The sequence below is a fragment of the Alcanivorax xiamenensis genome (assembly GCF_009846745.1).
Classification (GTDB): domain Bacteria; phylum Pseudomonadota; class Gammaproteobacteria; order Pseudomonadales; family Alcanivoracaceae; genus Alloalcanivorax; species Alloalcanivorax xiamenensis.
The window spans coordinates 52,372-64,387 of sequence record NZ_AQPF01000007.1; the positions used below are offsets into that span (position 1 = coordinate 52,372).

A 12,016-nucleotide genomic window follows, 5' to 3' on the forward strand; every position below is an offset into this window, starting at 1 on the left:
CCATGTCCGACTATCTGTTCATCCAAAGCCAGGACCCGTTTACCGAGGTCCGCTGCGCGGCGCAATACCGATTGGCCCGTCAGCTCCGCGAGGCTGGCCATCAAGTTGCCGTTCTATTGGTGCAGAACGGCGTCGTGCCCGCCCGCCGGGACGCCCGCGATGGCGCTTTTGACACTTTGATCGCCAGCGGTGTCGCGGTCAGCGCCGATGGCTTCTCATTGAAGCAACGGGAAATCGAAGCCTCGGATTTGAAAGCCGACGTGGCGGTGGGCGATGTCGGCGATGCCATCGAAGCGCTGCTGGCCGGCGCCAAAGTGATCTGGAACTAGGAGGACCCATGAACAACCCGAAAACCCTGACCTTCGCCTTCATGGATCCACCCTTCGAAAGCGAACGCACGGTGACCTTCTTCCGCCTGCTGGATGCCGCTCTGGAGCGTGGCGCTTCGCTGCGAGTCTTCGCTTATGAGGGGGCCGTGGCCCTGGCTTTCGCCAGACAGTCCCCTCACGGCAACGCGGTGCACGGCCGTGACGCGGCGGAAGAAGATCATCCGCTGACCCGGGAATGGATCCGGGCGCTGCAGGAGAAAGCCGCCGCCAAAACGTTGAGCTTCGAGTGGATAAACTGCGGTCTGTGCGTGGACGAACGCGGCGTCAATGAGGTGATCGACGGCTGCGGCCGGGGCGGCCCGCCGGACCTGTGGCGCTACGCCAGTGACGCCTTCAATACCCTGACCATCGGCACGAGGTAAGCGCCATGAAAGTACTGCAGGTTATCGATCAAGCCTTCCGCACCACGGTGGAAGAACAGGACGACACCATTCTCTGGCTGACACGGTCCATGCGCGGCGCCGGTGGCGATTTGCAAGTGCTGCTCAGCGGCCATGGCGTGCACTACGCGGTGCTGAGTCAACGCCAACCACCGCTGGAGCTGGGTAACTGGAAACAAAGCCAACCGGCGGAACTGCTGCGTGACCTGACCGATCTCACCGAAAGCGGCGTTCCCATCTTCGCGGTACGTGAGGATCTGGAGGAGCGCGGCCTCGCCAACCTGCCCCTGCAAGCCGGCGTGGAACTGGTGAGCCAGACCGGACTGGTGGATCTGTACCAGCAGGCCGATCAAATATGGCAGTGGTAGCACCGTCGGCACTACGCACCCCGCTTTGCCAGCAATTGGGCTGCGCTTACCCGATCTTGCTGGCCGGCATGGGCGGCGTCGCCCGGCACCGGCTGGCCGCGGCGGTCTGCCAGGCCGGTGGCTTCGGCGTGCTGGGCATGGTGCGCGAGCCGGTGGAACGAATCCGCGATGAAGTCCTGGCGTTACGACACCTCACTGATAAACCGTTCGCGGTCAATCTGATCCCCGCGGCCACCGATCCCGCTCTGCTCCATCAGCAAGTGCATACTTGTCTGAACCTTCAGGTGCCGTTCGTGGTGCTGTTCTGGGACGTGGACAGCGCCCTGATACGCCACCTGGTCAGCGAAGGCATTGGTGTCATTCACCAGGTCGGCAGTCGCTGGGACGCCGAGCTGGCCATCGACGCCGGCGCTGAAATCATCATCGCCCAGGGCTGGGAGGCCGGCGGTCACGTACGCGGCCAAATCGGTACCTTGAGCCTGCTGGCCGAACTCGTTCCATTCTGTCCGGTGCCCGTGGTGGCGTCCGGCGGCATCGCCAATGGCCGGTCCCTGGTGGCGGCCCTTGCCCTCGGCGCCCAAGGCGCGAGCCTGGGCAGCGCCTTCCTGGCCACGCAAGAGGCCAATGCCCATCGTCACCATCAACAAAGACTGCTCAACGCGGAAGCCGGTGATACCGTGCACTGCCGCCATTTTACCCGCAACTGGCATGAGCCGGCCCCGGTAAGGGTGCTGCGTAGCCGCGTTACCCGGGGGGAATACGACGATTTGCGGCATGTGCGGATTTCCGAGATCATCGGGGAGCAGGACGGGCAGCCGGTTTATCTGTTCTCCACCGACTCGCCACTGGCCGATGCCCGCGGTGAAGTCGATGACATGGCGTTGTACGCCGGACAATCCTGCGGACAGATTCAGCAACTGCTGAGCGCGAAGCAACGTCTGAACCGCATCATCGAGGAGGCCGCCGAAACCCTGACCCGGTTAACCAGCGCCCCATGAGGTTCCAACATGCAAGGTCCTGCCCGGATTCAATGCAAACGTGTCTATGACGATCGGGACGACGACGACGGCTACCGCGCGCTGGTGGACCGTGCCTGGCCGCGCGGCATGAAGAAAGAACAGGTGGCTGCCGATGGCTGGTTTCGAAAGCTGGCCCCCTCCACCGCGTTGCGCAAATGGTTCGGCCACGACCCGCAACGCTGGGATGAATTCCAGAAACGTTATCACGAAGAACTGGATGCCAACCCCGAGCTCGTCGAGGGCCTGCTACAATCCAGCGCGGACCACACTTTGACATTGCTCTACGCAGCCCGAGATACCCGCCACAACAACGCCGTGGCGCTGAAAAACCATCTGCAAGCACAGCAGAAAAAGCACCGCTCGCACTAAGCGATATTCCCTTGATCCAGGTCAAGACCGCGGAAACGGTGAACCGGTAGCCTGAACTCGCCGTCGCCACTCCCCGTCCCCTGGTTCGCGCTCCGTCCGGTCGTTGGGGGGCTCGGCGGCGGCACTTATTCTTCCCGCCTTTCCATTTTTCCTTTCCGCTTCTCCTTTCCGGTATTTCCCTTACACGAAAAGACATCACGGTTCCAGGGTTGGTGCTGTTCCCCCGCTGTCGGGAGACACACTTAAACGCCCTTCGCTGCCAAGGCAGCATCCCACGGAGAAAGCTGCGAGGCAGCTGTGGGAGCTGCCTTGGCAGCGAAGGGCATGGTGGCGGCCCTCTTGTTCAGAAAAGGGCCGCCCCGCGGTTGCCGTCGATCACTCCTTGTCTTCGACCTCACGGGCCCGCTCATCCACTTCGGACAACTCGAACCACATGGCGTTGAGGATGGCAAACGTACAAGCCAGGCCCACGCCGAGAATCCAACTGAAGTACCACATACTCTATTCTCCTCAGTACATGTCCTTGTTGACGTCGCTTTCGCTGACCTTGCCCCACAGCACCTTATACACCCAGGCGGTATACAGCAGGATGATTGGCAGAAAAATCGCGGTCGCCACCAGCATGATGCCAAGCGTGTAATGGCTGGACGAACTGTCCCAGACCGTCAGGCTGTGGCCGGGCTCCGAGCTGCTTGGCAGGATGACCGGGAACATGGCTACCCCCACTGTGGTGATGATGGCGGCAACCGACAACTTGGATCCAAGGAAGCTGAGTGCACCGATGCGCGAGAACAGCCCCAACAACGCCAGCAACGCTCCGCCGAACCCGATCAGCGGCACCAGCCACAGAATCGGCTGAGCCCGATAGTTGCTCAGCCAGATACCCGCCTCCTGAAGCACTTCCTTGCGCAATGGGTTACTGGGGCCGTTCGGATCCAGCGCGGTTGCGATCCGGTACCCTTCCATATTGCTGATCCAGATACCGCCGATGGCAAACAGTACTATCACCACCACGGCGGCGATCATGCCGTATTTTCGGGCCCGCTCGGCCGGCTCACCGTCCGCCTTGATCTGCAACCAGGTAGCGCCGTGCAGAATCAGCATCGACAGCGACACCAGCCCGCACAGCAGCGCGAACGGATTCAGCAGCCCGAAGAAGGACCCGGTATAGAACGGCCGCAGATCGCTGTCAAAGTGGAAGGGAACCCCCTGCAGCACGTTGCCAACGGCAACGCCGAAAATCAGTGCCGGCACCACGCCACTGAAGCACAAAGCCGCGTCCCAGCGCGCACGCCAGGCCGGCTCGTCCCTTTTTGAGCGGAACTTGAACGCCACCGGCCGGATAATCAGCGCCGACAGAATCAGGAACATGGCCAGATAAAACCCGGAAAAGCTGACTGCGTAGAGCGCCGGCCAGGCGGCGAAAATGGCGCCGCCACCGAGAATGAACCAGACCTGATTGCCTTCCCATACTGGTCCCACGGTATTGATCACCTGGCGGCGCTGGCCGTCGCTTCGGGCCACCGCCGGCAGCAGCGCGGCCACGCCCATATCGAAGCCATCGGTGACGGCGAAGGCCACCAGCAGGACACCGAGCAAGGCCCACCAGATCAAACGCAACACTTCGTAATCGAAAATCATGGCGTTTCCTCCCTCATTCCTGGGGCTTGGCGAAGGCCGGTGACAAGCCGGCGTCCAGTTTGGCGGGATCGTCACCGCTTTCCTCTTCCGGCCCCTTGCGGATGTATTTGAGCATCAGGCGGATCTCGATCACCGCCAGCACCGTGTACAACACCATGAAGCCACCCAGGGAAATCAGAATGTCACTGATGCCAATGGAACTGACTCCGAGGAAAGTCGGTAATACGCCTTCGATGACCCAGGGCTGCCGACCGTATTCCGCCACCAGCCAACCCAGTTCCGCCGCCAGCCAGGGCAAGGGTAAAGTGTAGAACGACACTCTCAGGAACCAGCGCGGCACCCGGCGCCGTAGCGATATCAGATAAAACGCCAGGCCGAACAAGGCGATCATGTAGAACCCGATCGCCACCATGAAACGGAATGACCAGAACAACGCAAAGACATTCGGCAGCGAATCCTGCACCGCCATGACGATCTGCTGATCGCTGGCCTCGCGAGGATCCTCCACGTACTTTTTCAACAGCAGTGCGTAGCCCAGATATTCCTGATTCTGAACAAACGCCTCGCGGGCCTCGGCGTTGGCCTCGTCAACCTTCAACGTCTCCAACGCGTCGTAAGCCAGCAGGCCATCGCGGATATGCATCTCCGAGAGTGCCGCCAGTTCCATGATGCCGGGAATCTCCTGGCTGAAACTGCGCGTGGCGATCAGCCCCATGACCCAGGGAATCTTCAGCTCATAGTGCGTTTCCTGAGCTTCGCGGTCAGGGATACCAAACAGGGAGAACGACGCCGGCGCTTCTTCCGTGTGCCACATGCCCTCGATCATCGCCAGTTTCATTTTCTGGTTTTCGGTAATGGCGTAACCGGATTCGTCCCCGAGTACCACCACCGACAGTGCCGCCGCCAGGCCGAACGAGGCGGCGACCGTGAAGGAACGTTTGGCCAGCGCCTGGTAACGGCCGCGCAGCAGATAGTAAGCGCTGATCGCCAGCACGAAGACCGCGCCAGTGACGTAGCCGGCGGCGACGGTGTGGACGAACTTGGCCTGCGCCACCGGATTGAAGATCACCGCGGCGAAGTCCGTGACCTCCATGCGCATGGTGTCGGGATTGAAGAAAGATCCCACCGGATTCTGCATCCAGCCGTTGGCCACCAGAATCCAGAGCGCCGAGAGGTTGGACCCCAGCGCCACCAGCCAAGTCACCGCCAGGTGCTGCACTTTGCCGAGCTTGTCCCAGCCAAAGAAGAACAGGCCCACCAGAGTAGCTTCCAGGAAGAACGCCATCAGACCTTCAATGGCCAGGGGCGCACCGAAGATGTCACCGACGTAATGGCTGTAATAGGCCCAGTTGGTACCGAACTGGAATTCCATGACGATACCGGTGGCCACGCCCATGGCGAAGTTGATGCCGAACAGCAACCCCCAGAACTTGGTCATGTCACGCCAGATGGTGCGCCCGGTCATGACATAGACACTCTCCATGATGGCGATCATGAAGGACAGTCCCAGAGTCAGAGGTACAAAAAGGAAATGGTACATTGCTGTCAGGGCAAATTGCGCCCGCGACAACTCAACCAGAGTAGCGTCGATCATCTGCGTTTCTCCCCTGAATACACCCTGGCGGGCCGCCAATCAGACCGGATCATTCGGTCCACTCCGTTTCAGCGGGAGCATAGACGGCACGCCATTCCCTGCGGAAGACCTTCCGTGGCCCTCATTTACCAGTGCACGAATACGATGGGGGAAACGTTTCCGCGTCAACGAAGAAACGATTCAAGATAAAAATCCGCCAGCCGACTTCCACCTCCGCGAGCAAAGACCGCGGGTGAAAGCCTGAGCAATCGGGTCTACCATTGTTCCCCATTATTGTTCGCGCTTGTGAAACCGTTATAAGCATAGCACCGGCCCTGCCCTCGTTCACGTCAGCGCTCCAGAGAAGAGTTGAAAACCGGCATGCCCATTGATTTACATCAAGATTCCGCCTCGTCGTCCACGCAAGTCCCGACCGATCCCCGGCTCTGGCTGAATAGCCAGGGACATCACGCCAGGATCATGGTGCGTTGGTTGTACCTGAGCGCGCTGGCGGATACACCACTGGCTATTGTTCAGGCGGGACTGTTGGCCTGGCTCGCCGCGGCTCTGCTCAACGGCGCGCCTTCGTTATGGTTACCGGCGGCCCTGCTGGTGCTGACGCTGGCGCTGCGGGCCCTGGCCGGCGCCGCCCGTGCCCGCTTCAGCGCCGGCGCCGGTGCTGATATCAGCCAGGCGGTACGGCGCGACGTGGCGGAGGCGCTGCTGCGTGGCGCCGGTGGCACTTTGACGGCGGGGGAGGCCAGTACCGCGCTGCTGGAACAAGCCGGGGCGGTGGGGCGCTATCATGCTGGTTTCGCGATACAACGACGGGTGGCCAGCGTGGCCACGGTGCTGTTCCTGCTGGCCGCGTTCAGCGTGGACTGGGTCGTCGGCCTGATTTTTCTGTGCACCGCGCCACTGATCCCGGTGTTCATGATGCTGGTGGGCAGTGGCGCGCAGCGGGCGGCGGATCGGCAACTGGACAGCCTGCGCTTTCTTGGCGGCTATTTTCTTGATCGTCTGCGCGGCGTGTTGACGCTGCGCGCGTTTGCCCGTGAAGCCGCGGAGCAGCAGGCGGTGGATCGCGTCAACGTCGAATACCGCAAACGCACCATGAAGGTTCTGCGGATCGCCTTCCTTACCTCCGCCGTGCTGGAACTATTCGCCGCGCTATCGGTAGCCCTGGTGGCGTTGTATGTGGGCTTGCACCTGCTCAATCTGATTGCCATTGGTCCCGGCCCGGGGCTTGATTTCGCCACCGGGCTCTGGCTCCTTCTGCTGGCACCGGAGTTTTATCAGCCGTTGCGTCAGTTGGCGGCCGGCTATCATGATCGCGCCGCCGCCCACGCCGCCGCCGAGGCGCTGGCGCCACTGCTTGAGGAACGTCAATCCGTATCCGGCTCCAACGCCGTCTCCACCACCGCCACCGCCCTGACTCTGGATCAGGTCTCGTTTGCTTACCCCGACAGCGAGGACACACTGCTGAGTAACTGCGATCTGACCGTTCAAGCAGGAACCTGTCTGGTGCTCAGAGGGGACAGCGGTACCGGCAAAAGCACCCTTTTGAAGCTGATCGCGGGTCTGCTGGCGCCGGACACCGGCGAGGTGCGCCATGACGGCCGGCCCGCCCCGCTGCTGGCACAAACAACCGGCAACCTGGCCTGGGCCGGACAACATCCGTGGTTCATCCATGGCACGGTGGCCGACAATCTGCGCCTGGGAGCCCCGGACGCCGATGACGCCGCCCTCCATCAAGTACTGGCCGAGTGCGGTCTGGAGCACTTGCCCGCCGGACTGGACACACGCCTCGATGAGAACGGCGGCGGTCTTTCCGGTGGCCAGGGACGCCGGCTGGCACTGGCCCGGGCCCTGTTGAGCCCGGCGCCGCTATTGTTGCTCGATGAACCCACCGCGGAACTGGACGATGCGCTGGAACAACGAATCATCACAGCGCTGCGAGCCCGCAAGGGACGACGCACCCTGGTGATCGCCACCCATTCCCCGGCTTTCGCCACCCTGGCCGATCAAAGTCTGTGGCTCGGCCCTTCAGCCGAGTCCATGGAAGGAGCCGCGCATGGCTGACCACATCACCTGGCTTCGTCATCAGTTCAAAGGAGAAGGCGCGCGGCTGCGCAACGCCGCGGTGCTGGCACTGATCACCGCGCTCGCCGCCATGGCGCTACTGGGGCTGTCCGGCTGGTTCATCAGTGCCGCCGCCCTGGCCGGGATGGCCGCCGGCGGCCCGGCGGTGGCGTTCAACATGCTGGTACCCAGTTCCGGCATTCGCGCCCTGGCAGTGGGCCGTACCGTATCCCGCTATTTCGAACGGCTGGTCAGCCATGACGCCACCTTCCACGTGATGCAGCGGCTGCGCACGCGATTGTTCGCGGCGATTCTGCCGCGCATCCCCGGCCCTCTGTCGTCGCTGAGCAGCGGCCATTTACTGGAACGTCTGCTGGGCGATGTGGAACGGTTGGAAAACGCCTGGCTGGGACAGGGACAACCCGCCCTGGTGGCCGCCGCCACCGCCGTGGTATTGCTGCTGGCCGGATTCTGGATCGCCGGACCGGCGGCGGCCCTGGCTCTGCTGAGCGGCTTCATCGTGATGGCGCTGCTACTGCAACGGTTGTCCAAGGTCTCCACCGACCCATTGGAACAACGGGCCAGGCAACGTGAACAGCTGCGCGGGGATCTGGTGCAAATCCTCAACGGACTGCCCGATGTGCTCGCCTATGGTCTGCGGCCGTCATTACTCGAACAGTGGCGCCGCCGGCTGGCCGATCTGGCCGGGCTCGAACACCGGCTGGCGCTGCAGCACGCCATCACTCAAACCCTGATCCAGAGTCTGATGCAATGGCTGGCGGTGGCGATGCTGCTGATCCTGATCGCGCCGGTACGGCAGGAAATGATCGACGCGCCCATGGCGCTGGCGCTGATGTTGCTGGTTCTGGCCGCCGCCGAGGTGACCCTGCCCCTGGCCCAGGCCTGGCAGGGCTGGCCGGACACCCGTGCCACCGTGACACGCCTGGACACCCTGACCGGCACGCCGATCCCGCCGCCAGCCGCCAGTGGCAGCGAGATTCCCCGGGCCGACGGTGATTTGATGGTCTCCGGACTGAGTTTCGCCTGGCCTGGGCAACCGGCTTTGTTCAGCGGTCTTGATCTGCAAGCGCGAGCCGGCGCCCCACTGGCCATCGTCGGCCCAAGCGGCAGTGGTAAATCCACCCTGCTGCATTGTCTGATGGGCCTGCAACGGATCAGCGCTGGCGAGATCCGTTTCGGCGGTGTCAGCCAGGCGCGGGCGGACAGCGACGCCTGGCGTCACTGTTTCGCCCTGTTATTGCAGCAACAGCAGCTGTTCACCGGCACCCTGAGGGATAACTTGCGCCTGGCCAGACCGGAGGCCACCGACGAACAACTCTGGCGGGTGCTGGAACAGGCCCGGCTGGCGGATCTGGTACGGCAACGTGGTGGCCTCGATCACTGGATCGGCACCAACGGCATGCACCTTTCTGGCGGACAAGGGCGGCGTGTATCGCTGGCCCGGGTGCTGCTGCGGGACAGCCCGGTGGTGCTGCTGGACGAGCCCTTCACCGGTCTGGAGCCGGCCACCGCCGACGCGTTGTTCGACATTCTCCATGCCACCCTGAACGACCGGGTCTTGATCATGGTCACCCATGACCGACGCCATGCCGAACGGATGGAAAAGCGGTTGGTTCTTGAGGTCTGACGCCGATAAGGAAAAACCGGGCCTGCCGCAACCGAACAAATTGGGACTGCTCCAGCGCTTGAGCGTTGCCCCCATGGCGAAGGTTTATCTATTGACCTTGGTGACATGAATCCGCGCTGTATTCGCTGCCAAGGCAGCTTCCCACAGCGTCTTCGTGACGCCGCTTGTGGGAAGCTGCCTTGGCAGCGAACAGGCGTGTTGCGTGTTGCGTGTAAGCAGACTGCCCCCGGCAGGCATTGGAAGCGGTCATTTATATTCGCAATGTTCGACGGTGCGCCATTCTAAAGCGTCCAGCGTCCGGTTTCCCCCTTGACCCAGGTCAGCCCGATGCGACCCCGCGGCTTTATCCTGACCGGCCAACACATCTGGCACGGGAGGAGAGATGAGCGGGTCCCCGGAACTGGTCTGTCCCGCCGGCAATCTGCCGGCATTGAAAACCGCGGTGGATGAAGGCGCCGACTCGGTTTACATGGGCTTCAAGGACATCACCAACGCGCGCCGTTTCGCCGGTCTCAACTTCACCCCGGAACGGGCCCGGGAAGGCATCGACTACGCTCACCGGCGAAACCGCAAAGTCTTCTGCGCCATCAACACCTATCCGCAACACGACGGCTGGCCGCTGTGGACCCGGGCCGTGGACCAGGCCGCCGACCTGGGCGTGGACGCCTTGATTCTGGCGGACCTGGGTCTGCTCGAATACGCCAGCCGCCGCCACCCGGACCTGCCCCGACATCTTTCCGTGCAGGGTTCCGCCACCAGTGCCGAAGCCTTGCGGTTCTATCATTGTCATTTCGATATTCGACGCGCGGTACTGCCCCGGGTGCTGTCACTGGATCAGGTCAAACAACTGGCTGCCGAGTCTCCAGTGGCTCTGGAAGTGTTCGGCTTCGGCAGCCTGTGCATCATGGTGGAGGGGCGCTGTTATCTCTCCTCTTATCTCACCGGCGAATCTCCCAATACCCACGGCGCCTGCTCACCGGCCGCCCACGTACGTTGGGAAGAACAGGACGGCGGTCTCAGTTCCCGTCTCAACGGCGTGCTCATCGATCGTTACGGCCCCGGCGAAAAGGCCGGTTACCCGACGTTGTGCAAAGGCCGCTTCCAGGTCGATGACGAGCTTTATCACGCCATCGAGGAACCCACCAGCCTGAACACGTTGGAGCTATTGCCGGAGCTGCAAGCCCTCGGCATCACCGCGGTGAAGATCGAGGGGCGGCAACGCAGCCCCGCCTATGTGCGGGAGGTCACCCGGGTATGGCGTCAGGCGCTGGATCATCTCTCCCGGACACCGTCCGCATTCCGATCCGACCCGGCCTGGCAAGACACTCTGGGCGTCCTGTCCGAAGGCTCCACCACCACTCTGGGTGCTTACGAGCGCCGCTGGAAATAGGAGACACGGGCATGCTGGATCTGGCCCTGGGACCGGTGCCGTTTTACTGGCACCAGAAAGACTATGAGACCTTCTACGCCCAGGCCGTGGGCTGGCCGCTGGAACGGGTCTATCTGGGCGAAACCGTGTGCGGGCGACGGCGGGATATGAAACTGGATCACTGGCTCGGACTGGCCCGGGAACTGCGCGCCCAGGGCAAGGCCGTGGTGCTGTCCTCGCAGACCCTGATCGAGGCCGGCGCCGACCTGCGCGCGTTGCGTCGCCTCTGCGACAACGGCGAATTGCCGGTGGAAGCCAATGATATGAGCGCCGTCCATTTGCTCAGCGAAGCGGGCATTCCCTTTATCGGCGGCGCCTCTCTCAACCTTTATAACGTGGAAGCCATCCGCCTGTTGGCCGCTTCCGGCATGCAGGGCTGGCATGCGCCGTTGGAGTTGTCCCGGCAGGCGCTTACCACCCTGATGACGGCCCTGCGGCGGCAGGGTTTGGCGCTGCCTTGCGAGGTGCATGCCTACGGTCATCTGGCACTGGCCTGGTCCGCCCGTTGTTTTACCGCCCGACGGCGGGGCCTCCCCAAGGACCGCTGCCAGTTTGTCTGCCGGGATGACCCGCAAGGCCTGCCCTTGTTCAGCCAGGACGGCCGCCGGCTGTTCACGCTCAACGGCATCCAGACCCTCTCCGCCTGGCCACAGGATCTGCGTCGGGAGCTGCCGGTGATGGCCGAAATGGGGGTAAGCACCGCGCGCCTGGTAGTCGCCGACGAGCCGATGGCGGAGATAGTGGCGGCTTTTGATCAAGTGCGCCGAGGCCAGCCGGACCACCGGGACCCGCTTGCCCTGGTGGACGAAGCGCGCTGTGACGGCTACTGGCACGGTGCCCCGGGGATGGACCGGCGGTAGCGCGCTAATCGCGGCCGTGGTCAGTCTGTTGCCTTGGATACATGAATTCGCGCTGCATTCGCTGCCAAGGCAGCTTCCCACAAAGGGAGCTACGGAGCCGCTGTGGGAAGCGGCCTTGGCAGCGAATCGGCGCTTTTGCGTGTAAGCGGGCTGGCCCAAAACTTGTGAGACAGCAGCAGCTCACGGCCGGGATTCTTTTCCTTTGAAACTTTTCCCACTCTCTCTTTCTTTGACTCAGATCAGCCTTTTCCTTCCACC

12 protein-coding genes are annotated in these 12,016 nt (G+C 62.7%); 9 read left to right on the top strand and 3 right to left on the bottom strand.

The window, feature by feature from the left end; all coding sequences use genetic code 11:
- Window positions 1–2: 2 nt before the first annotated feature.
- From A6D6_RS06845 to A6D6_RS06865, 5 genes are read left to right on the top strand one after another with little or no spacing between them, the layout of a single operon-like run.
- Complete coding sequence (locus A6D6_RS06845) at window positions 3–329, top strand: DsrE family protein (RefSeq protein WP_159660297.1); 327 nt, start codon at window positions 3–5, stop codon at window positions 327–329.
- A gap of 8 nt (window positions 330–337) precedes the next feature.
- Complete coding sequence (locus A6D6_RS06850; RefSeq protein ID WP_133492071.1) at window positions 338–751, top strand: DsrE/DsrF/TusD sulfur relay family protein; 414 nt, start codon at window positions 338–340, stop codon at window positions 749–751.
- A 5-nt stretch (window positions 752–756) separates the two neighbouring features.
- Window positions 757–1,137: a DsrE family protein gene (locus A6D6_RS06855; RefSeq protein ID WP_159660298.1), complete on the top strand. Its 381-nt coding sequence runs from the start codon at window positions 757–759 to the stop codon at window positions 1,135–1,137.
- The gene (locus A6D6_RS06860) at window positions 1,125–2,135 is read left to right on the top strand and encodes an NAD(P)H-dependent flavin oxidoreductase (protein ID WP_159660299.1); all 1,011 of its coding nucleotides are present in this window, start codon (window positions 1,125–1,127) and stop codon (window positions 2,133–2,135) included. The genes A6D6_RS06855 and A6D6_RS06860 overlap by 13 nt, the downstream gene beginning before the upstream one ends.
- Window positions 2,136–2,144: 9 nt before the next feature.
- Window positions 2,145–2,525, top strand: coding sequence for a DUF488 domain-containing protein (locus A6D6_RS06865; protein ID WP_159660300.1), 381 nt, complete (start codon window positions 2,145–2,147; stop codon window positions 2,523–2,525).
- Between the two features lie 375 nt (window positions 2,526–2,900).
- On the opposite strand, the gene cydX is transcribed toward A6D6_RS06865, so the two are convergent.
- Genes cydX through A6D6_RS06880 form a run of 3 tightly spaced genes read right to left on the bottom strand, consistent with a single transcriptional unit; the run spans window position 2,901 to window position 5,760 of the window.
- Entirely contained in the window at window positions 2,901–3,023 is a 123-nt protein-coding gene (gene cydX / locus A6D6_RS06870; RefSeq protein ID WP_133492067.1) for a cytochrome bd-I oxidase subunit CydX, read from the bottom strand.
- Window positions 3,024–3,035: 12 nt separating this feature from the next.
- Window positions 3,036–4,166 carry a cytochrome d ubiquinol oxidase subunit II gene (gene cydB, locus A6D6_RS06875; protein ID WP_133492066.1) on the bottom strand — a complete coding sequence of 377 codons (1,131 nt, stop codon included), beginning with the start codon at window positions 4,164–4,166 and terminating at the stop codon, window positions 3,036–3,038.
- A 13-nt stretch (window positions 4,167–4,179) separates the two neighbouring features.
- Window positions 4,180–5,760: a cytochrome ubiquinol oxidase subunit I gene (locus A6D6_RS06880; protein ID WP_201303715.1), complete on the bottom strand. Its 1,581-nt coding sequence runs from the start codon at window positions 5,758–5,760 to the stop codon at window positions 4,180–4,182.
- Window positions 5,761–6,219: 459 nt separating this feature from the next.
- Here A6D6_RS06880 and cydD point away from each other — a divergent pair, with 459 nt between their 5' ends.
- The 4 genes from cydD (at window position 6,220) to A6D6_RS06900 (ending at window position 11,758) form a co-directional block, all read left to right on the top strand.
- A complete protein-coding gene (gene cydD, locus A6D6_RS06885; protein WP_236564013.1) occupies window positions 6,220–7,821 on the top strand; it encodes a thiol reductant ABC exporter subunit CydD in 1,602 nt (533 codons plus the stop codon).
- Complete coding sequence (cydC, locus tag A6D6_RS06890; protein ID WP_159660301.1) at window positions 7,814–9,469, top strand: thiol reductant ABC exporter subunit CydC; 1,656 nt, start codon at window positions 7,814–7,816, stop codon at window positions 9,467–9,469. Before cydD ends, cydC begins: the two co-directional genes overlap by 8 nt.
- Before the next feature lie 382 nt (window positions 9,470–9,851).
- A complete protein-coding gene (gene ubiU / locus A6D6_RS06895; RefSeq protein ID WP_159660302.1) occupies window positions 9,852–10,859 on the top strand; it encodes a ubiquinone anaerobic biosynthesis protein UbiU in 1,008 nt (335 codons plus the stop codon).
- 11 nt (window positions 10,860–10,870) lie between these two features.
- A complete protein-coding gene (locus tag A6D6_RS06900) occupies window positions 10,871–11,758 on the top strand; it encodes a U32 family peptidase (protein WP_159660303.1) in 888 nt (295 codons plus the stop codon).
- Window positions 11,759–12,016 lie beyond the last annotated feature (258 nt).